Here is a 22,005-nt window from a genome sequence, read left to right on the forward strand (position 1 = left end):
TCCAACTCATTCAGCTAAAACGCTTATTTGCTTAAATCTAGCATAAGTTTGTTCAAACGAGTTACAAAGCCTGCAGGGTCTTTTAAAGTACCGCGCTCAGCCAGTAATGCTTGATCTAAAAGTACTTGTGACCACTGAGCAAACTTGTCTTCGTCTTGTTCAACATTTAGGTGTTTAACAAGCTGATGCTCTGGGTTAAGCTCAAAAATTGGCTTTTGCTCAGGCACTGTTTGACCAACTGATTCCATTAACTTTTGCATTTGCGAGCTCATATCGTGCTCATCAGCAACAACACATGCAGGCGAGTCAGTTAGACGGTGCGTAAAGCGTACGTCTTTAACGTTATCACCTAGTGCTGTTTTAATACGCTCGACTAGGCCAGCAACTTCTTTTTCTGACTCTTCTTGCGCTTTTTTCGTTTCTTCGTCATCCATGTTGCCTAAATCTAAGTCACCACGGGTAATTGACTGGAATGATTTTTCGTTGAACTCTGTTAAGTAGCTCATCATCCACTCATCAACACGATCGCTTAGAAGCAATACTTCGATGCCCTTCTTACGGAAGATCTCTAAATGTGGTGAGTTCTTCGCTGCAGCGAATGAATCAGCAACTACATAGTAGATTTTGTCTTGCTCTGGCTTCATACGCTCAATATATTGCTCAAGCGATACATTTTGTGTGCTCTCATCTGTATGTGTAGAAGAGAAACGCAATAGCTTAGCAATGGCTTCTTTGTTAGCCGCATCTTCAGCTGGGCCTTCTTTTAACACCTGACCAAACTCATTCCAGAAAGATTGGTAATCTTCTTCGCGGTTTTTCGCCATACGCTCAAGCATTTTAAGTACGCGCGATGTACAACCTTTACGGATTGCTTGCGTTACTTTGTTGTCTTGTAAAATTTCACGTGACACGTTAAGTGGTAAGTCGTTTGAATCAAGTAAACCTTTCACAAAACGTAAATAGCTTGGCATGAACTGCTCAGCGTCATCCATAATGAAAACGCGTTGTACATACAGTTTTAAACCAGATTGACGCTCACGGTTCCATAAATCGAAAGGTGCTTTTTTCGGGATGTATAACAAGCTCGTGTATTCAGTTTTACCTTCAACCTTGTTATGTGCCCAGCTTAGTGGCTCTTCCCAATCATGACCGATGTGCTTATAAAACTCTTTGTACTCTTCGTCTGTTACTTCTGACTTATCACGAGTCCATAGTGCTGTTGCGCGGTTAATACCTTCCCACTCGCCTGGCTGTGCTGGAATTTTCTCGCCGTCAGGACCTTCAGATTCAGGTACTTCTGCTTTATACATCTCAACTGGAATAGAAATATGGTCTGAATATTTAGTTACGATGCTACGTAGACGGAACTCATCAGCAAACTCTGTTTCGTCTTCACGAAGGTGAAGAATGATTTCGGTACCACGTGATGGTTTATCAATCTCTTGTAATGTGTACTCACCTTCACCTGCAGATTGCCATTCAATACCTTGGCTTTCACCTGCTTTACGCGTACGTACTGTTACTTTGTCAGCAACGATAAACGCTGAGTAAAAACCAACACCAAATTGACCAATCAATTGTGAATCTTTGCTTTGGTCACCAGTTAGGTTTTGGAAAAATTCTGCGGTGCCTGATTTTGCAATTGTACCTAGTGAATTGATCACATCTTCACGGCTCATACCAATACCATTATCAGTAATGGTGACCGTGTTTGCTTCTTTATCGGCACTGATACGTACTTTTAGTTCCGCATCGTTTTCGTATAAATCGCCATTAGAAAGCGCAAGGAAACGTAATTTATCTGCCGCATCTGACGCGTTTGATACAAGCTCACGTAGGAAAATCTCTTTATTAGAGTAAAGAGAATGAATCATCAGGTTTAATAGTTGTTTGACTTCTGTTTGAAAGCCTAATGTTTCTTTTTGTGCTGCAGTCATTGTGTAAATCTCCAATTAACAAAGTGTCTAATCTGCACTATGACTCTTTATATGGGGCAGGCTTTTTGAACTTCAAGGCAAAAAATTAAATTTACGGCTAAATTGGGGGGCTATACACAAAAAAGCCTGCTTAAAGCAGGCTTTTGATACCATTTTCGGTATTAGTTTTGGTTTACGGCGCGTCGTCCGCTAAATGCGTGCATCAATGTCATACCATCGAGTAAGTCGAGCTCACCACCAACAGGGACTCCGTGAGCAATACGAGATGCACCTACCTGATATTTATGACAAAGCTCAGCAATGTAGTGGGCTGTGGTTTCACCTTCAACACTTGGATTGGTCGCGAGGATCACCTCATTAATGCCGCCTTGTTGCAACTTGCTTTCAAGAATATCAAGGCCAATTTCTTTTGGTCCTATGCCATCAATTGGCGACAAGTGACCCATTAAAACAAAGTAAAGACCTTGGTATTGACCAGTTTGCTCAATAGCGAGTACATCGGTTGGTGATTCGACCACACACAATAAACCACTATCTTGGCGTTTAACACTTGAACAAATATCGCATACAGCTTGCTCTGTAAAAGTACGACAAGATTGACAGTGCCCTACTTCATCCATTGCCTTGGTTAATGCATGACCAAGCTGTTTACCACCTTGACGGTCACGCTCAAGCAAATGAAAAGCAATGCGCTGTGCCGACTTAGGACCTATGCCCGGCTGGCATCGTAACGCTTCAATTAGCTGTGTTAAACTAGGAGATAGTTGCATACAAAATCACTTAGAATGGCATTTTCATACCTGGTGGTAATTGCATACCGCCAGTTACTTTGCTCATGCGCTCTTGAGTTTCTTCAGCAACACGACGAACAGCATCATTACACGCTGCCGCTAATAAATCTTCGATCATGTCTTTGTCGTCTTCCATTAGGCTGTCATCTAATTCAACACGACGAACATTGTGGTTACCAAGCATAGTTACTTTAACTAGGCCTGCACCTGCTTCACCTACAACTTCAAGGTTTGCGATTTCTTCTTGGGCTTTTTGCATGCGCTCTTGCATTTGCTGCGCTTGCTTCATCATGTTACCCATTCCACCTTTAAACATAACTGTCTCTCTTTCTAAACTACTTTAATTGGCATGAAGATAAGGGCTATTGTAACTAATTACAATGCCTGAATACTGTTTTCATCGATTATAGCGCTAAATAACTGCTGAAATTGCACTATATTTTCATCGCTATTTATTACATCAATCGCTTGTTGATGACGTCCCGCATCAATTTTTTGTTGAATCAAATACGGTGAATCAATTACGCCATCAGCAAACTCGATACTAAGCTCAACATTATGGCCGTAAATTTCACTTAATGCGGCATTGAGCTTTTGTCTAAGCACTGCGCTATCTAAATGGCGCTGTGATGAATCAACTTCAATGTGTAGCTGATTATTCTGCTTGGTAAAGATTGAATGCAGCGCAAATTGGCGCATGCGACCACCCAGTCCCATGCGTTTAATTAAATACGCCCATTCGTCTTGTTCGTGTGCAAATTTAATACTGCTGATCGGGCTTTCAAAATCATCAGGTATCGGAATGCTGGCTTCTTCAACTACTGGCTCTGGCGCTTTTTGTGGATTGATCTGCTCAAGTAACTCTGGCGCTAAGTTTTCGGTGATTGTTTGATGCTTTTCTCGAAAGTCGACTTTTTTTACTTTACTACTGCTCTCCCCCGTTTGCTGGGGGATGGGCTTTTTTACTTCAGCAGCCATTGCTTGCTGCTGAGACTGAATATTGGTCGTGGCTGTGCTTTGTTGCGCTGGCGGCTCTGCTTTGGGCTTAGCTTCAGGCTGTGGTTCTGCTTTAGCATGAGTTTGCGTTGGTGCACCACTTAAACGCCCGGCACCTGAAATATTGCGGTCTTGTAAAATACGAGCAATGGCCGACTGCGCCTGACTTTGCTGCTGTTGTAATTGTGCAGGTGCAGTTTGCTGTTGCTGAGGCGCAGATGCTTCATTGGCAGTAAAGCCCTGATCATAGGCGCTATTCATCACATCATCGTATTGCGCAGCAAGTGATGGGTCCATTTGCGCATCATGATCGTCCATATAATCTTGCGAAGAATACTCTGGTGATGAGTACTCAGCTGCAGGCACTTGCTCTGAGTGGCTTTGCTCTTGGTGTTGAGGCGCTGGTTGAACTTCAGCGGCCATTGCAGTTTCAACAGATTGCTGAGGCTGTTGACCAACATCAGGCTGCTCTTCTGCTGTTGCTTCAACTTGCTGGGCAGGCTCATGGCTATGTACCGTTTCTGCCTTGGCTGCTTGAATAGGCTCAGCTTGTGTTGGCTGAGGCTCTGAAGGAACAGCAGTTGTCTGTGCAGAGCTATGTGCAACTGGTGCTTGCTCTGAAGCTGCTTGTTCACGTTGCGCCGTAGATTTTTTCAAAATATCACGCAGTGCACCGGCACCACTTGGCTTAACCTGTTGCTGGGTATTCGTTGGTGTTTGGCTTTGTGCAAATTGCGTAGGTTGGAATGCAAGCAGTCGCAACATGATCATTTCAAAGCCAAGTTTAGCATCGGGTGCCCATTGCAAATCTTTTTTACCATTTAATAGCAATTGGTAGTAAACCTGCATCTGCTGTGCATCAGTGGTTTGTGCCACCTGCTCAATAAAATCTCGGTTAGTATCATCAAGTGCCGCTGCACTAGGCACAAGTTGCACAAGCTGAATAAGATGCGTCAGGGCAATTAAATCGTCGAGCAAAGCTACAAAGTTAGGGTTTCGGCTAACGACCGCTTTTACTTCTTGAAGTAATGCATCGCCATCTTGGCACAATAACGCTGCTAACATGGTTTGGCTATATTGAGTATCCATCAAGCCAAGCATAGTTTGCACAGCCTGATGATTAATATTGCCATTGGTTTGCGCAATTGCTTGGTCTGTAAGACTCAGTGCATCACGCATACTACCATCGGCTGCCTTAGCTAAAATAGACAATGATTTATCATCAAAACTTAGCTGCTCTTGATTAAGAACATGGGCAAGCTGATCATGAATTTCTGATTGCGACAAAGCATTTAAATTAAACTGTAAGCAACGCGATAAAATCGTCACTGGCAGTTTCTGCGGATCGGTTGTCGCTAATAAAAACTTCACATGCTCTGGCGGCTCTTCCAATGTTTTTAGTAATGCATTGAAACTGTGCTTTGACAGCATGTGAACTTCATCGATTAGGTATACCTTGTAACGACCACGTGTTGGTGCGTATTGAACGTTATCAAGGATTTCGCGGGTATCTTCTACTTTGGTACGTGATGCCGCATCGATTTCTAACAAATCGATATAACGGCCTGCTTCAATGTCAGTACAACTTGAACATTGGCCGCATGGCTCAGCAGAGATACCCTTATCGCAGTTGAGACTTTTTGCGAATATACGTGCGATGGTTGTTTTACCCACCCCACGGGTTCCAGTAAAGAGATAAGCATGATGGAGTCTATTTTGTGTTAATGCATTAACCAATGCCTGTTTAACATGAGACTGCCCCACTAACTCATGAAAGGTTTGTGGTCGCCATTTCCTTGCCAGAACCTGATAACTCATTAATTATTCGCCTTCGAATTCAACCAACTTTAAGATTTTGATGCCCATATCAGCAACTCGTTGCTCACCACCCAGCTCTGGTAAAGAAACAACAAATGCGGCATCAGTTGCGTTACCGCCTAGTTTAGCAACTAATTTTGCAGTTGCTTCGATTGTGCCACCTGTCGCCAGTAAGTCATCTACCAGTAACACTTTATCGCCAGGGACAATTGCGTCTGTATGAAGCTCAAGAATATCTTCACCATACTCTAATTGGTAACTTTGTGAAATCACTTCGCGAGGAAGTTTGCCTGGTTTACGAACTGGAATGAATGGAATACCTAGTGCATAAGAAAGTGGTGCACCGAAGATAAAACCACGAGATTCAGTACCGATGATTTTTGTAAAACCTTGGTCTTTATATGCTGCAATAAAGCTGTCGATAGTTGCTTTAAATGCGTCAGCATTAGCCATTAAAGTTGTTACGTCGCGGAACATAATGCCCGGCTTTGGGTAATCAGCGATCGTTGCAATGCTCTGTTTGATGAGCGTTGAAGTTGCTTGAGTCATAATTATACTGCTCAAAAAGTTTATCTAACAAAGCTCGAGAGTATAACACCACCTTAGTAGAAAGTCGGTAGCAAGTTTCGAAATTAATCACTTAACAAGAAATATCAACTATAAAAAAGGCTGCATTATGCAGCCTATTGTCTTAAATTTGCTTACGCAGATTAAGATAAAGAAGTGATCCAACCAAGAATAGCGTTTAGACAGCCAATGCCACCGAATACAGCTAAAAACGCAATGAAATAAGTTGCATTGAACGGATCTTTAAAGTCTTTATCATTCGACATAGTTACTACCTTTATTTAAGCACGACAAAATAAGGCGCACATAATAGTCGAACTGCCCTCATCAATAAAGAGCTTTAGCCGATTTTTAAACCAATGTATTAGTCACCACAATGCCGCGCTCTGCCATGGCACTTAAGGTATTGAGCGCTCCCTGATACAGCTGCTCCTGGCTAAATTGAGGCGCATGCTCTGCAACTGCTTGGCATACATCATTTAAAACTGCACCCGGCTGAGATTCTATGATATTAAGAAGTAATGCAGTCATCGCATTTGTCGATAAAAATTGTACTTCGTCATCGCTATCACGATAAACCACAAAGTAACTTGGTTGTGCTGCCGGTTCACTTGGTTGATTATCTGTACTGATGGTATGAACAGGAAAACTGTAACTCAAGTTACGCGCAAGTGAACTTAAGAATAATGCAGAGCTTGTCACTTGATGAGCCGATAAGCTCACTTCTTCTGCCACCTCTTGAGCAACCGATACATCAAGCTCAACCCATTCATAGTGCGCTAGCTCTAACATAAACGCGGGATCATCGCTTTGCACTTCATAGTCATTAGCAAGAAAAGCCAAAAACTCCCCTGCAATATCTAAAAAATAAGGTGATTTACAATCATGCTGGCTAAAAAACTGTCTAACAAGGCCATGCCAAGCTTGCTCTGAATATAAACGTTTTAGTACTGGATACGCAGAGCTAACAAAGCCATCCACATTATTAAAAAATAAGTCGCGATAAATCGCCATACGGCGCTCTTCAACATCGCTAGGCTTAGCATGTTGCTGAGGGTCGCGGATATGCGCCATAAACGCTTGCTGCACTTGGGTAAAATGATTAGGCACTGTGTTTCACCCTTGCTTGGTTTTGTTTGTTGGCTGTTTGCTGTAGTGCTTCAATGGTTTTCAGTTCAGCTAATAACTCACTCATCGGCGGAATATTAAAATCTCGTTCTAACAAGGTGGGAAATACCCCATGAACTTCATAAGCTTTTTCAAGTAATTGCCAAACAGGATCGATAACTGGCGCACCATGGGTATCAACCAGTAAATCTTCTGCCTCAGTGTAGTGGCCCGCAACATGCCCATAGGCAATACGTTTTGTTGGTAACGCCGCTAAGAATTGCTCTGCGTCATAACCATGATTAATCGAATTAACATAAATGTTATTCACGTCGAGCAGTAGTTTACAATCCGCTTCTTCTAACACCGCATTAGTGAACTCAAGTTCAGTCATTTGTTGGCCGGGCGCGCCATAGTAAGAGACATTTTCGATGGCAATTGGCTGCTCTAGAATATCTTGTACTTGCCTAATACGAGAGGCCACATGTTTAATTGCATCTTCAGTAAACGGAATGGGCATTAAATCGTACATATGCCCTTCGCCCGAGCAGTAGCTTAAGTGTTCGCTGAATAAACGAATATTATGCTCTTTAAAGAAAGTTTTAAGCGATTGCACAAAGTCAATATCAAGCGCTGCAGGTGAGCCAATTGATAACGATAAACCATGGCATACAAAGGCATGTTGTTCGGTAAGCTGTTTAAATTGTTTTCCAAAACGCCCGCCTAGCTTGAGCCAATTTTCTGGTGCAACTTCTAAAAACTCAATGGGTTTTGGAACATCAATGAGCATTTCATCAAGCATTTCTCGGCGCAAACCTAAACCAACCTGCCCAAAATCAGCTACTGATTCTTTTAACATACTACCTCCTACTAAAAAGGGCCTTTACGGCCCTTTTAAAAGCTAAATAAGCGTTTAGTGGTTAGAACCACATTTTCCTTCACCACACTTACCTTCTTTAGCTTTCTTTTTGTCTGCGCCACATTTACCTTCGCCGCACTTTCCTTCTTTAGCTGCTTTTTTGTCCGCGCCACATTTACCTTCGCCGCACTTTCCTTCTTTAGCTGCTTTTTTGTCCGCGCCACATTTACCTTCGCCGCACTTTCCTTCTTTAGCTGCTTTTTTGTCCGCGCCGCATTTACCTTCGCCGCACTTGCCTTCTTTAGCTGCTTTTTTGTCTGCGCCACATTTACCTTCGCCGCACTTGCCTTCTTTAGCTGCTTTTTTGTCTGCGCCACATTTACCTTCGCCGTACTTGCCTTCTTTAGCTGCTTTTTTGTCTGCGCCGCATTTACCTTCGCCACATTTGCCTTCTTTTTCGGCTTTTTTATCGCCGCCGCATTTACCTTCACCACATTTACCTTCTGCGGCATCTAGTTGATAGCCTGCTTGCATTTGCTGAAATTCAAATGGGTTTGCACTGGCATCAGTGGCTGCAAAACTTGACGCACCTACTACAACCGCACCTAATGTTAATGCAATTGAATTTTTCTTAACTGTGTTCATTCGATGACTCTCTTTTTTATAAAGGGTTATTAAACAAGACCCGAGAACTAAAAATTACTTTCAAAATTTTTATAATTATTTTCTGAAAGTGCCAAGAATGCAAATTACGATTTATAAAACATTCCAGAACAGCTAGAATACGCGTCCTAATTTTTGATGAGTTAACAGGTATCATGCGACTAGTTTTAGCACCGATGGAAGGCGTTGTGGATTTTAAAATGCGACAACTCCTAACTGATTTAGGTGGATTTGATTTATGCGTAACAGAGTTTGTTCGTGTCGTTGAAGACACACTGCCCGAACGCGTGTTTCATCGCTATTGTCCTGAGCTAAAAACAGGTGGCTATACCCGTGCAGGTACGCCAGTGCGTATTCAGTTGCTAGGTCAAGTTGCCGATGCTTTGGCAGCAAATGCCGTCAAAGCAATACGCCTAGGCTCGCATGGTATCGACTTAAATTTTGGTTGCCCAGCTAAAACAGTGAACAAAAGTAAAGGTGGTGCGGTACTGTTAAAAGATCCTGAACACATGTACGAAATTATTAAAACCGTACGTGATGCTGTTGACCCTTGCCATGAAGTTAGTGCCAAAATTAGGCTTGGTTTTGATGATGATAGTAATAGCCAAGAAATTGTTGATGCTGTTGTTAGCGCTGGTGCTTCAAGTCTTGCTATTCATGCCAGAACTAAAAGAGATGGTTACAACCCACCGGCATATTGGGAAAAAATCCCGCCGTTGATCAAAGATAAAAATATTTCGGTCGTTGCTAACGGCGAAATTTGGCAAGTTGAAGATGCCATGCTTTGTCAAAAGCTCAGTCATTGCCAAGATTTAATGCTTGGTCGTGGTGCATTAGCGATGCCTGATTTAGCAAAACAAATAAAATCTCATGCAGAAAACGAGCATTACACTCCGATGTTATGGGAGCATGTGATATACCACATTATTCATTCATCTATGCATCAAGACGAGAGCAAATGTGAAAAGTATTTTGCTTCTCGTACTAAGCAGTGGCTCGGCTATTTAAAACGCCAATACCCACAAGCTAACGCACTTTTTGATGAGATCCGCCGTCTAAAAGCCAAAGATGAAGTTGCAGATGTACTAAGAAAGTACGCGAAAGCGCCGAGTATTGATACAAATCATAATTAGCAAATCGATTTTGTTTGATAATACCAGTATTGCCCACTTGGAAGAAAAGCGATGAACAATACTGAAATTCAAACAAAGTTATCTGCGGAACTTGCGCAGGTTAGACAACGTTTACTCGATATGCTGGCTAATTCTGATCAAGCCTATCATCAGCAACTGCTATCGCAACTCAAGGATAATCCCCCTTCAGACTGGTTAGAGCTGACAGCAAATAATCTCGGTTCTGAGTATCAAATATTGATTGCTCGAATAGAAAAGTTAGAAGCAGCACTATGCCAAATCGATATTGGGCAGTATGGCTATTGCTGTGATTGTGAAGAAAAAATTGATGACGAACGTTTACTTGCAGATCCTGCAAGCCAACGCTGTCGACGTTGCGCTCCATAGAGCGCAGCGCTGTACTAATTTATAAAAATAAAGCTCATCGCAGGATAAAGCACGATATCCTCAATTAACCAATCAGCTTGCTGCTGATCTACACCTAAACGCTTCATCAAGTTGACACGTGCTTGCTGTTCACTCCACGTGTGATAATGAATACCTAAGTCAGTTTCCATCATAACTTGCCAGAAGTATTGCTCCCCTTGTGTTAATTTACGCTTACTTTTGAGCGGGTCGAGATAATCAAGCTGCCAATCAAGGCCTGTGTGCTGATGATTTTCTACAAAATAATTCATTACTAATGGTTTAGCGTGAGAGTCTGATACAGGTAATACAAAATCTGCACTCTGCGATTGCTTTAACGAAGCCTGTATCTCACTTAACCAATTTAAAGGTGGCTTAGTTTCACCACTAAAGTAATTAAGTTTACTTTGATACCAATCTTTACCGTTTGCCAAACCAACTAAACCAAGTTTTGTACGCGGTTTATACTGAGTTAAATATTGATTAAGTTTGTTTAGTGCTGCTTGTACACTGTCATCGCTATTATCAAGGTGCGATTTGACCATATTATGTAAAAGCGTTAATTCGATTTTATTTAATTTCAGATTGCTTTGCTCAGCTGCAATTAACTGCGTTTCAACTAACTCTAGCCAGTTAGCTAGTGCATTTACTGAGTAGTCATCTAATGAACGAGCTTGGCTAATAACATCACGTTGTACAGGCCATACAAAGTAACGCTCAGGATAACGCTCAGCAATAATTAAATAATTTAATTGCGCCTGTTGTGACACATCTAACTTAATCGCTTTTAGTCCTTGATAAGCTTGATGACGCGCTTGCAAATAACTTTCTGAGAAAGGCCAGCTAGCAGCTTCACTTTGCTGTTCTTGAGTCGATAATAAATTATTAATAGTTTGCAGCGCTTGCTGCCCTTCACGAAATGTTTTGAAACCTGATGTTTGCTCAGAGCAAGCTATCAGCATCACACTTGCGACAACTAATAATACGATCTGTCTTAGCATTTTAAAATTCCATAAAAAAAGCCCCAGAGGGGCTTTTTAATTTAAAACAACATCAATTAGATTTTTACACCGTTACGAGCGGCTTTATCTTTGATGAAGGTTGACCAGCTCTTCGCGAAACGACGCGTGCGCGGATCATCCATTGCTTTAGTAATAGCGTTGTAAGCTTGCTTGTACTTCTCTTGGTAGTAGTAAGCTTCAGCTAAATCAGAGTAGATAGTTCCTTTTTTGTCAGAACCTAACTCTAATGCCTTGTTCAAACGAACAACGGCTGCACTATAGTTTTGCGATTGTAAAAGTAATGAACCCGCTTTGCGATAAAGCTCTGCATCGTCATCAAATTTAGCCGCTTCTTCATAGTATTTAGCTGCTTTTTCAATATCTTTAGAACGGTGGTAGTTAGATGCCACTGCACTGATATTTTGCTTGTTACGCTTAACTTTTTCTTCGTTGATTGCCTTTTCAAGCACGACTGCTGCTTTGTAAGGAATATCATTTAACGAATAGAAGTTAGAAAGTACTTTGTATTCAACTTCGTTTTCAAAATAGCCATTTTTGTAGGCAACTTCCATGGTCGCTAGACCTTTCTTGAAGTCTTCGGTTTGTAGGTAGTATTTACCTAAACCAACCCAGGCTTTTTTGTCTTCAGGCCAAACACGAACAATCTCTTCAGCTACTTCTACCATGTTTTTGTACTGTTTAAGTTCAAAATAGGCAGCTAGCTTTAATTGGTAAGAAGCTTTAGCAGGTTCTTTTGCCAATTCGATTGCTTTGTCTGCAGCAGGAAGTACGTCTTTGTAAAGCTTTAACTCGTAGTTTGCTTGCGCAATACGTGTATAAACTTTGTCGTCTTCCTCACCTGTGAAGTCCATCCAAGCTGCATAAGCTTCTTTTGCTTTTGCATATTGCTCAGTACCCGCGTACATATCACCTAGAAGTTTTAGGCCTTGCTCTTGGTCAGCAAAGTTTAAAACGTCAGGCTTAACTGCCGCTGAGATGTGCTTAATAGCCAATTGGTACTGCTCTTTTTGAGCGTACATTTGACCTAAGTAACGATCAACTGTTGCCTTATCGAAATCATCTGAAGGATCAATTTCTTTAAGTAGTGCAATCGCTTCATCAAGCTTATCTTCATTGTACAAGTCAAACGCTTTAATAACTTTCTTACCAACGCGCTCGCCCATAACTTTAGTTTTTGCTTTTTTACGCGCTTCAATCTTCGCGTAATCTGGCGCCGCTAAAGCAGGTGCAGTGAAAGCTACACCTGATAGAGACATAAGAAGCGCAAGTGCAGTTACTTTAGATAAATTTCTCATTACTCGCCTCCTTAGTTGCCTTGGTTAAGTTTAAAGTCTAATTGTACTTGAAGACCAAATTGCTTCTGTGGTTTACCATCGATGATTTTCGGACGGTATTTCCACTTACGTAGCGCACGTTTAGCTTCGCGGTCGAAGATACGTTTAGGATCTGCGTCGATCACTTGAACATCTTCTACACCACCCACTTCATTGATAGTGAATGAAAGTTGTACCCAACCTTCTTTACCATCACGCGCTGCTTGCGTAGGGTATTTTGGTTCAATACGAACGATAGGTGTCGCGTCACCATCACGTCCAAATGCACCTGGACCACTTAGGCCACCAGCTGTGCTACCCACATCGATGCTTGGCATATTAAATGACAAACCACCAGTGTTCGGGTTGCTGTTTTCCGGCTGAGGCGGCTGCGGCTTAGGCGGCTGCTTTGGCGGTGGCGGAGGCGGAGGCGGAACACGCTTCCTCTCCTGCACCTTAGATTCAGGCGGATTCGTCATAATTTCGACTACAATCTGTTCTTTTTGTTCAGTCGCACGATCAGCTCCACCGGAGATGAGGTACGCCATGAAGTAGAACAAGCCGAAAGTAACTGCCCCACCTGCAATCAGTGAAAACAGAAAACGAATCATTACTGATCTCCAGCTATTGAAATTTTAAGGTTATCACCCGTCGCTTTGATCTGGTCCATAACTTTAACTACTACGCCGTGTTTTGCTTCTTTATCAGCTTGCAAAATTACAACTTCAGTAGGTTGTTCTGCTAATAAACTTTCAAGCTTAGCTGATACACGCTCAACGTCTACTTGTTGTTTATCAATCCAGATCGCACCGTCAGCGCGGATAGCAACAAAAATGTTTGCATTTTTTTGCTTCGTAGCTGCAGCTGCTTTAGGTTTATTGACTTCGATACCAGCCTCTTTAACGAACGATGTAGTTACGATAAAGAAAATAAGCATGATAAATACGATGTCAAGCATTGGCGTCATGTCAACCGCTGCTTCTTCTTCTTCACGAAAACGTTGTTTACGTGCCATATTTAATTCTCTCTCTAGTGATGAGGCATGCTATCTACAAGTTTAGCTTTCGCCATTCTCGCTCTCGCTTCTAGACGTGAGCTAAAGAATACTCCAGATAGTGCCGCAACCATTCCAGCCATTGTTGGGATTGTTGCCATTGAAATACCTGATGCCATTAAACGTGCGTTACCAGTACCTTGAGTAGCCATGGTTTCGAAAACCGCGATCATACCCGTTACAGTACCTAATAAGCCGATTAAAGGACAAACAGCTACTAATGTCTTAATCAACAACATACGCTGATCTAATTTTTCAGACGCTTCAGAAATCCATGCTTCACGGATTCTGTGTGCGTACCAAGACGTAGTGTCTTGGCGGGCATCCCACTGAGCTACAATGTTCTTCGTCATACGAGGAAACTCAGCTAGTAGGAACCAATAGCGCTCAATCATTAAAACCCACATAAGAAAGAGTGCTATCGCGACCACGTATAATACCTGGCCGCCTGTGCCAACAAAATCCCTGATAGATTCCCAGATCTCCATCAGGACTAGCATTAGGCTTTCTCCTTCTCCGCGTGAGCAGCGATGATACCAGCGCTTTGCTCATCAAGGACATGTAGAACCGACTTACTACGACCCGCAACAATTGAGTGAAGTAGGATAAGTGGTAGAGCTGCAATTAGACCTAACGCTGTAGTAACAAGTGCTAGAGAGATATTACCAGCCATGATCTTCGGATCACCTGTACCGAACAATGTGATTGTTTGGAACGTAAGGATCATACCGATTACCGTACCTAGTAGACCTAGTAATGGAGCGATTGCTGCCAAGATCTTGATGATGTTGATACCAGCTTCGATGCGAGGCGTTTCACGTAGGATTGCTTCGTCAAGTTTAAGCTCAAGGTTTTCAACGTCTTGATTCTTGTTGTCAGCGTATACCTTAAGAATACGACCCAGTGGGTTGTTTGTATTCGGAGTAGAAAGGTTTTTAAGCTGGCTCTTAATCTTAGTGCTAGTAAGCGCAAGATCAATGAAACGAACGATGAAGATAAGTAGACCAACAATTAATAGTAATGTGATGATGTAACCTACTTCAGCACCTTGCTCGTAGTATTCCATTAGTGATTTCTTCTGCGTGTTGATACGTAAGATCGCGCCACGAGTTGGGTCGATGTATACGCCAGCATAGTTATCTGCAGAAGTACCTTCTAAATCGCTGATACCAGCTAGGATGTAGCTATCAGGTTGCTTACCTAGAGGTTGAATCGCTTTAGTTTCTGGAGAGTAGATTAAATAACCGTCGTCAGTTACTAAGTTGAAGTTACCGATACGAGTTACTTTCTTCACAGAAGATGAACCGTCAAGACCTGCAACTTCAGTTTCGAAAGTTGAAACTTTAGCTGACTCAGTCATTTCAGTTTGAAGAGAAATCCAAAGCTCTTCTAGTTCACGAACAGTTGGAAGTTCTTTCGCAGCAGCTAGTGAGCGAAGTACTTCAGCACGTCCTGGTTTTTCAGCTGAAACAAGTGATGCTTCGATTGAACCGATTGCATCAGCAGCTGCACGACGTACAACACCGAACATCTCACCTAATGTACCTTGAGCATTTAAAAGAGCTTGCTCTTTTTCTGCTAAAGTATTTTCGTTTTGAGCATATTCTTTAGCTAAACGGTCACCACGTGCTTTTTCAGCAGCTAGGTCGCTTTTAGCTTTGTTAAGTAACGCTTGCTTGTCAGCACGAGCTGAAAGGAACTCTTGTTCACGTTGCTTATTTAATTTGCCTTCAGAGATACGTTCTTGCTTAACTTGCTCAAGAATTTTGTCTAAAGCATCAGTGTTTGCGTGTGCATTAAGCGCGGTACCTGCAGAAACAGATAGTACTGCTGCAACAGCAAAACCTTTAAATAGTTTCTTCATTATTGATTACTCCGCGCCAAAAATTGGTAGTTTAACAAGTTCTAATGTCGCTTGTTTACGCGCCATACGGATAACTTCTTTAACAGGTTTTAGGTATTCTTCACCTAATTCTTTCCACTGTTTAGTGTTGTTATCCCACACCCACGCGTGCTTAAGGTCAAAAGACTGAGCTACGTAAGTGATACGACCTAAACGACCGAAGTCAACGTTGATGCTCTTACCATCAATCTCAAGAGTACCTTGAGAAGCAGTTACAGCCGAGCTGTATGCAGTTTCAACAGTGTAAGCTTCAAGAACTTGGCGGAATTTTTCAGATGTAGTAACTGATGCTGACGCCATGATGTCACGAAGTCTTTCAACACGTGCAAGACGGTTTTCAAGATTGAACGGAACGTCCGCTTTGATGAATTGCTCAAGCGTATCGATCATGCGATACATCAAAGGCACAACGTTTTGTTTCGTGTTATCGATAGTTGCGATTTGACGGTCAAACGATTCGATTGAAGCGTTTTGGTCAGCGACCAAACGTGCTACGTGATCGTTGTAAACCTTCATTAGCTCAGTTTCGTCAACAACGCTACGGTACTCAGCGATTAGCTCTTGAGTTTGACCATATACATTGTCAATTTTAGTTTGAGACTTAACAGCAGCCTTTTGAATTTGTTGACCTGCATCTTGCACATCTTTCAAAGGATCTGCAATCACATTGCTGCTTGCAAATGCAAAAGCGCCAACCAACGCTGATGCTACAAGACTCTTTCTGATTTTAACAGACATAGTTCCCAACCAATTAAGTAATGTTACTTTTATAATTTAATTATCCTCCGAAGAGGACAACCCTGATATCTTTTAATAGATATCAACTCTCCAATAATGCTAAATGCTTCAGAGTCTGTCAACTTGATGTTCGGCTTTCATCGGAAAAATTTGGTGACTCGTCGTTGAGATGAAAATAACCAAAACAATGAATTAACAAAAATATAACAGAGGTATTCATGTGGTACTTCTATAGCCCTTTACTGGCGAACATTGCATTCATATTAGGTTCAACCTTAAACATAAATGTAACATTTTATGAAATCTGAAAGTGCTGAAGAAAAATGAAAAAAAAATTCACTTTGTTCATCTAAAAAATCTGTTTTGAAGAATTTTTATGCACTCAATACATCTAACCGCTCAATAAGCAGCCAAATCAGACACTAAACACAAGAATGAGAGAGTTGAAATCTCTCACCGCTACGGGTGAGAGAGTTAAAATACGGCGCGGTCTTTAACTAGCTTAGCGAGTGAGATAATTGAATCAACTTCAAGTTTTTCAAATATTTTCGCTTTGTATGTACTTACCGTTTTATTACTGATGAAAAGTTTTTCACCAATATCTTTGTTTGATAAGCCTTGTAGTAGATAATTCATCACTGCGAGTTCACGTTCAGTGAGTAACTCGTCTATGTCTTTTTCAGACGCTATTAGGTGCTCTTGTGGAAAGAAAGTATAGCCACGCAAAATCATTTCAACTGCGGAGGAGATATCTTCAAGGCTTTCGGCCTTGTTAACAAATCCTTGAGCGCCTAGCTTTGCTGCAGTGCGAATAATATGTTTGTCTTGCTTAGCAGATAAAAACAATACTTTGCCAGTAAACCCACTACTGACTGCGCGCTTATATAAACTAAAGCCATCTGAGTCTTCTAACTCAATGTCTAAAATTGCCAGCGCTACATTATTACTTTTTAAAAACTGCAATGCTTCCTTTTGACTTCCAACAGCTTGTACTTCGTTAACTAGTGTAGACTTAGCGAGTACCATTTTAATTGCTGTTGCCACCATCGGGTGGTCGTCTACCAAAAGTATATTGTTTCCTATGCTCATCGATTAGCAAACCTTCATTATATTTCATCAAACAAGTATAAGTTACTCAGCATTTATTCCACATGTGGATAATTTAAGTTTAGCGGGTTATTTCTAGATTGGAGAAAAATAACTATAAACTTTTTTAGCTGCTCACTTTCTAGTTCGATTAAAACTACAAACTAAACATAACGGGTGATGTCATGTTAAATAAATCCTATCGGTACAGCATATAATACTTTAGTTATGGAGAGTAGCTTTTAGGACATAGAATGCGAAGTTCTAGCTTATTGGCTGATTAATTTAGTCTTAAACAATGCCTTTGGAGGAATATAATTTCGGTACAGTTTATAACTATTTATAGAGAGTTAAAACTCGGGGTTTGGCAGGAGATAAAAATGAATTTTTGGTGAAACAGAAACTGTTTCACCAAAATGCTTAGGTTCGCATAATTAATTATGCTACTTCTACGTTCTCAGCTTCAGGGCCTTTTTGACCTTGTTTGATGCCGAAAGATACTTGCTGACCTTCGCTTAGAGTGCGGAAGCCTGTACCTGTGATAGCGCTGAAGTGTACGAATACATCAGGGCCATTTTCTTGTTCAATAAAACCGAAGCCTTTAGCTTCGTTGAAGAACTTAACTTTACCAGTAACCGTGTTTGACATACCAAATTTTCCTGTAAGTCAATTATTAAAATTCAGCCATAATGGCTCTATCCTCCCTGAGTGAATGCCCAAAAAACTTGGGGTAAAGTACAGGAAGAACCAATAACCAAACCGGTAACCGTACAGCCGCACATTATCCGTAAATTCAATACGCAAAAACTCAAAGCAATTTAAGACTAACACATTAAATTGCTTTTAGCTCTATTAATCGAAAATAATTTTAAGGTCAACTGCCTAAACAAAAATATATGACAGTACTATTTATAAACAATTAATTATCAATGAAAAAAGCCCATCAAATAGATGGGCTTTTAAATCTCAATTTATAGCTTGCTAAAACTTACTTAACTTGCCAATCCATTTGCGCTTCTGCTTTGATTGGAACTACTTCTGAATCACCTAGTTTATAGCTTGCTGGTACTGTCCAGCTCTCTTTAACTAGTGTAATTGTATCTTGGTTTCGTGGCATACCATAGAAGTCAGGGCCAAAGTGACTCGCAAAACCTTCAAGCTTGTCTAAAGCACCCGCTTCTTCAAACGCTTCTGCATAAAGCTCAATAGCTGCATGTGCAGTATATGCACCGGCACAACCACACGCCGCTTCTTTTTTGTCTTTGTAATGTGGTGCAGAGTCAGTACCTAAGAAGAATTTTTTGCTGCCGCTTGTTGCAGCACCAATTAACGCTTGCTGGTGAATGTTACGCTTTAAAATAGGTAAGCAGTAATAATGCGGGCGAATACCACCTGCTAGCATATGATTACGGTTATAAAGAAGGTGATGAGCAGTAATTGTTGCAGCAACATTCTCTGGTGCATTATTAACAAACTCTACTGCATCTTTTGTGGTGATGTGCTCAAGCACAATTTTAAGACTCGGGAAGTCATTAACCACGTCCGCTAGAATTGTTTCTAGGAATACCTTCTCACGGTCAAAAATATCAATTGATGAATCGGTTACTTCACCGTGCACTAGCAGCAACATCCCTACTTCTTGCATTGCCTCAAGTACAGGGTAAATGTTTTTGATTGATGTTACACCCGAATCTGAGTTGGTCGTCGCACCAGCTGGGTACAACTTAGCAGCAACAATTTTACCTGTCGCTTTAGCTTTTTTGATTTCTTCTGGTGTAGTTTTGTCTGTTAGGTAAAGCACCATTAATGGTTCAAAGTTACCTTGTGGGCCCGCAGCTTTAATTCGCTCATAGTAAGATAACGCAGTGTCTGTGCAGGTTGCCGGTGGAACAAGGTTTGGCATGATGATTGCGCGACCCATATAACGGCTAGCATCACGAACGGTATCAACGAGTTGCTCGCCATCACGTAAATGAATGTGCCAATCATCAGGGCGTGTAATTGTTAGAGTTTGCATCGAATTTAAATCTGACATTGCTTGTTTCCACGGCTAAAGTTAGGGGGATAGCGTAAACATTGAGCAAATAACCTCGCTTATTTACCCAAGTTCATATTCAGGTGCCTAGTTTACACCAGTTCCAGTTTTTTTTGAAAATAACTTTGTGGATAGTTTGATAGTAGGTTAACGTAATAAATTAATACAACATTTCGGTTACCTTTTATTCTATGCCTAAGAGTTTAGACGCTGCTTTTGCACTTGAGGTCAAAACAGACCAACTACATATTATTAATCAGTTCTCATCATCTGTGATGCAATTAGACACAGTTGAAGAATTGTTAGAGTATGTCACGTCAGAAGTGGTAAGCCGCCTAGGTTTTATAGAGTGTGTTATTTATCTAGCCGATGACAAAACTCGCACCCTCAAAGAAATGGCGTCTATTGGCACAGCAAGCAGCCATGATACTTACCATATCGACCGAACAGAAATTAGCTTTGACCAAGGTATTACGGGGTATGTCGCAAGCACTGGTAAACCGTTAATGATTGGCGATGTCAGTGAAGACCCACGTTATATCGCTGACTCTCGCCCTGCTCTTTCTGAGCTTTGCGTACCATTAGTTTATAAAGAAAAAGTACTGGGTGTCATTGACTGTGAGCACCCGCAAAAAGATTACTACAACGACGCCCATTTAGAGATTTTATCAACAGTGGCGCATCTATTAAGTGCCAAGATAAATCAAGTTCGCACCGTAGAAGACTTACAGCAAACTGTGATGCAGTTAAATGATGCGCAAAAGCTAGAACGCTCGATGCTGCAAATTGCTAACTTAACCTATCAATCAAGCGAGCTAGATAGCTTCTTTGAATCTTTACACGGCATTATTACCTCTTTACTTAGGGCTGATAACTTCTTCATTGGCCTGTATGACAAGCAACTAGATGTACTTGATTTAGTTTACATTATCGAAGAAGGCGTGCGTTCTAACGCGCATAAGAAAATATCGAAAGAACAATTAAAAGACACCGCATCTTATTACTTATTAAATATCGACCAATCTTTACTTTTTACGAAAGAAGAATTTCAACAGCATATTGATGCTGGTCATTTTAAAATGGTTGGTCGTCAGGCCGAGTCTTGGCTGGGTGTGCCATTTAAAGTAAATGAGCGCATTAGTGGTGTTATCGCCGTACAAAGTTACAGTAAAAGCTATCATTATGACGAACATGACCGTGCCTTACTTACGTATGTGAGCCGCCAAATTAGCATGGCGATAGACCGTCAATTATCAAGACAAGAGCTTGAGCACCGCGCTCTTCACGACGAATTAACCGGCCTTGCTAATCGCTCGTTATTAATAGAACGTATTAAACATGCGATCCTTCGCCTAGCAAGAGCTGATAAGCGTCACCAGCATGCCCTGCTCTATCTAGACTTTGACCGCTTTAAAAGTATCAATGACTCATTAGGTCACGAGGTTGGCGACCACTTTTTGGTCAAAATCTGCGAGTTGATCTTAGGTACTATTCGCAATACCGATACCTTTGCCCGTTTAGGAGGCGATGAGTTTGCCATCTTTATGGAAAACATCACCGATAAACAACAAATTAATGATGCTCTAGAACGCATTCAACAGGTATTATCAGAGCCTCTCGATATTGACGGCCACCTATTGCAAGCATCAACCAGTATTGGTGTTGCGTTTTGTGAAAGCAGTCGCGATCAAGCATACAAGCTATTACAGCATGCCGATGCAGCAATGTACGAGGCTAAGTCATCTGGCCGTGGTAAGGTGAAGTTTTTCAACAATACCATGCGTAAAAAACTTAAAAATCATGCGGATATAGAAAATGATTTACAGCATGGTATTGAGCATGACGATTTTGAGCTTTACTACCAGCCAATTTTTACAATTCAAGACACAAGAGTTGTAGGTTTTGAAGCACTTGTACGCTGGCACCACCCGAGTAAAGGCTTTGTCTCGCCAAATGATTTTATTCCGGTTGCAGAAGACACCGGCCAGATTATTAATCTAGATTTACATTTGCTTGAGCTTGCTGCAAAGCAAATCGCAAAGTGGACAATTGAAGGTAAAGCATTTGGCAGAATCACCGTGAATGTATCATCGCGTCATTTTGCGAGCCTAGATTTTGTAGCGCAAATACATTCCTTATACAAAAAATATAAACTGCCACTTGGCTCATTATGTTTAGAAATCACAGAGTCTGGCCTTATTGGCAATTTAGAGCTGGCAACAAAAATCATTAAGGGCCTTGAACCTCTTGAAGTGAAACTGTGTTTAGATGACTTTGGTACAGGTTACTCAGCGCTTGGTTATTTACACCAATTACCGATTCACATAATGAAAATTGATAAAAGTTTCATTGACCACTTAAACAAAGCGCATAACCCCTTGGTTGATGCCATTTTATCATTAGCACAATCGTTGAAACTTGATGTCGTTGCTGAAGGGATTGAAACAGAAAAACAATTGGCAATCTTAAAACAAACTCAATGTAAGTTTGGTCAAGGCTTCTTAAAAGCGAAACCCATGCCAGCCAGCGAAGCAGAAAAAGTCATTACTCACGGCCTATAAGGCTAATATAAAAAAGC

General features: G+C 41.3%; 22 protein-coding genes. 3 read left to right on the forward strand and 19 right to left on the reverse strand.

What is annotated here, in order from left to right:
- Positions 1-23: 23 nt before the first annotated feature.
- From htpG to J8Z28_RS10725, 9 genes are all read right to left on the reverse strand, one after another.
- On the reverse strand, positions 24-1,937 hold the full coding sequence (gene htpG / locus J8Z28_RS10690) for a molecular chaperone HtpG (protein ID WP_054561733.1): 1,914 nt from the start codon (positions 1,935-1,937) through the stop codon (positions 24-26).
- A gap of 161 nt (positions 1,938-2,098) precedes the next feature.
- The gene (gene recR / locus J8Z28_RS10695; protein WP_054551546.1) at positions 2,099-2,707 is read right to left on the reverse strand and encodes a recombination mediator RecR; all 609 of its coding nucleotides are present in this window, start codon (positions 2,705-2,707) and stop codon (positions 2,099-2,101) included.
- Between the two features lie 10 nt (positions 2,708-2,717).
- The gene (locus tag J8Z28_RS10700; protein WP_054551547.1) at positions 2,718-3,044 is read right to left on the reverse strand and encodes a YbaB/EbfC family nucleoid-associated protein; all 327 of its coding nucleotides are present in this window, start codon (positions 3,042-3,044) and stop codon (positions 2,718-2,720) included.
- Between the two features lie 59 nt (positions 3,045-3,103).
- Positions 3,104-5,542: a DNA polymerase III subunit gamma/tau gene (gene dnaX / locus J8Z28_RS10705; RefSeq protein ID WP_054561735.1), complete on the reverse strand. Its 2,439-nt coding sequence runs from the start codon at positions 5,540-5,542 to the stop codon at positions 3,104-3,106.
- A 3-nt stretch (positions 5,543-5,545) separates the two neighbouring features.
- Entirely contained in the window at positions 5,546-6,091 is a 546-nt protein-coding gene (apt, locus tag J8Z28_RS10710) for an adenine phosphoribosyltransferase (protein ID WP_054551549.1), read from the reverse strand.
- Between the two features lie 161 nt (positions 6,092-6,252).
- The gene (locus J8Z28_RS21850; RefSeq protein ID WP_254907726.1) at positions 6,253-6,375 is read right to left on the reverse strand and encodes a hypothetical protein; all 123 of its coding nucleotides are present in this window, start codon (positions 6,373-6,375) and stop codon (positions 6,253-6,255) included.
- An 85-nt stretch (positions 6,376-6,460) separates the two neighbouring features.
- Positions 6,461-7,219, reverse strand: a complete 759-nt coding sequence (locus J8Z28_RS10715; RefSeq protein ID WP_284693428.1) for an HvfC family RiPP maturation protein — start codon at positions 7,217-7,219, stop codon at positions 6,461-6,463.
- The gene (locus J8Z28_RS10720; RefSeq protein WP_054561736.1) at positions 7,212-8,075 is read right to left on the reverse strand and encodes an HvfB family MNIO-type RiPP peptide maturase; all 864 of its coding nucleotides are present in this window, start codon (positions 8,073-8,075) and stop codon (positions 7,212-7,214) included. The genes J8Z28_RS10715 and J8Z28_RS10720 overlap by 8 nt, the downstream gene beginning before the upstream one ends.
- Before the next feature lie 54 nt (positions 8,076-8,129).
- On the reverse strand, positions 8,130-8,720 hold the full coding sequence (locus J8Z28_RS10725; protein ID WP_250659401.1) for an HvfA family oxazolone/thioamide-modified RiPP metallophore: 591 nt from the start codon (positions 8,718-8,720) through the stop codon (positions 8,130-8,132).
- Positions 8,721-8,893: 173 nt separating this feature from the next.
- Between J8Z28_RS10725 and J8Z28_RS10730 the strand changes: the two genes are divergently transcribed.
- The gene (locus tag J8Z28_RS10730; protein WP_250659402.1) at positions 8,894-9,871 is read left to right on the forward strand and encodes a tRNA-dihydrouridine synthase; all 978 of its coding nucleotides are present in this window, start codon (positions 8,894-8,896) and stop codon (positions 9,869-9,871) included.
- 51 nt (positions 9,872-9,922) lie between these two features.
- On the forward strand, positions 9,923-10,258 hold the full coding sequence (locus J8Z28_RS10735) for a TraR/DksA family transcriptional regulator (RefSeq protein WP_054561739.1): 336 nt from the start codon (positions 9,923-9,925) through the stop codon (positions 10,256-10,258).
- Positions 10,259-10,272: 14 nt separating this feature from the next.
- On the opposite strand, the gene J8Z28_RS10740 is transcribed toward J8Z28_RS10735, so the two are convergent.
- From J8Z28_RS10740 to pyrC, 10 genes are all read right to left on the reverse strand, one after another.
- Positions 10,273-11,277 carry a hypothetical protein gene (locus J8Z28_RS10740; RefSeq protein WP_054561740.1) on the reverse strand — a complete coding sequence of 335 codons (1,005 nt, stop codon included), beginning with the start codon at positions 11,275-11,277 and terminating at the stop codon, positions 10,273-10,275.
- Between the two features lie 56 nt (positions 11,278-11,333).
- Positions 11,334-12,593 (reverse strand): tetratricopeptide repeat protein, encoded by a 1,260-nt coding sequence (locus J8Z28_RS10745; RefSeq protein ID WP_054561741.1) that lies wholly within the window; start codon positions 12,591-12,593, stop codon positions 11,334-11,336.
- An 11-nt stretch (positions 12,594-12,604) separates the two neighbouring features.
- Positions 12,605-13,222, reverse strand: coding sequence for an energy transducer TonB (locus J8Z28_RS10750; protein WP_054561742.1), 618 nt, complete (start codon positions 13,220-13,222; stop codon positions 12,605-12,607).
- On the reverse strand, positions 13,222-13,626 hold the full coding sequence (locus tag J8Z28_RS10755) for an ExbD/TolR family protein (RefSeq protein WP_054551557.1): 405 nt from the start codon (positions 13,624-13,626) through the stop codon (positions 13,222-13,224). The genes J8Z28_RS10750 and J8Z28_RS10755 overlap by 1 nt, the downstream gene beginning before the upstream one ends.
- Positions 13,627-13,640: 14 nt before the next feature.
- The gene (locus J8Z28_RS10760; RefSeq protein WP_054551558.1) at positions 13,641-14,165 is read right to left on the reverse strand and encodes a MotA/TolQ/ExbB proton channel family protein; all 525 of its coding nucleotides are present in this window, start codon (positions 14,163-14,165) and stop codon (positions 13,641-13,643) included.
- Positions 14,165-15,529: a MotA/TolQ/ExbB proton channel family protein gene (locus J8Z28_RS10765; RefSeq protein WP_054561743.1), complete on the reverse strand. Its 1,365-nt coding sequence runs from the start codon at positions 15,527-15,529 to the stop codon at positions 14,165-14,167. The genes J8Z28_RS10760 and J8Z28_RS10765 overlap by 1 nt, the downstream gene beginning before the upstream one ends.
- Before the next feature lie 6 nt (positions 15,530-15,535).
- The gene (locus J8Z28_RS10770; protein ID WP_054551560.1) at positions 15,536-16,306 is read right to left on the reverse strand and encodes a DUF3450 domain-containing protein; all 771 of its coding nucleotides are present in this window, start codon (positions 16,304-16,306) and stop codon (positions 15,536-15,538) included.
- 474 nt (positions 16,307-16,780) lie between these two features.
- On the reverse strand, positions 16,781-17,395 hold the full coding sequence (locus J8Z28_RS10775) for a response regulator transcription factor (RefSeq protein ID WP_063705929.1): 615 nt from the start codon (positions 17,393-17,395) through the stop codon (positions 16,781-16,783).
- Positions 17,396-17,830: 435 nt separating this feature from the next.
- Complete coding sequence (locus J8Z28_RS10780; RefSeq protein ID WP_036967526.1) at positions 17,831-18,040, reverse strand: cold-shock protein; 210 nt, start codon at positions 18,038-18,040, stop codon at positions 17,831-17,833.
- Positions 18,041-18,380: 340 nt separating this feature from the next.
- Complete coding sequence (gene pyrC / locus J8Z28_RS10785) at positions 18,381-19,427, reverse strand: dihydroorotase (RefSeq protein ID WP_055196831.1); 1,047 nt, start codon at positions 19,425-19,427, stop codon at positions 18,381-18,383.
- Between the two features lie 191 nt (positions 19,428-19,618).
- Between pyrC and J8Z28_RS10790 the strand changes: the two genes are divergently transcribed.
- Positions 19,619-21,988 (forward strand): EAL domain-containing protein, encoded by a 2,370-nt coding sequence (locus J8Z28_RS10790; protein WP_250659403.1) that lies wholly within the window; start codon positions 19,619-19,621, stop codon positions 21,986-21,988.
- Positions 21,989-22,005: the final 17 nt, after the last annotated feature.

Origin of the sequence: Pseudoalteromonas sp. SCSIO 43088, from assembly GCF_023650795.1 — a bacterium.
Classification (GTDB): Bacteria; Pseudomonadota; Gammaproteobacteria; order Enterobacterales; family Alteromonadaceae; genus Pseudoalteromonas; species Pseudoalteromonas shioyasakiensis.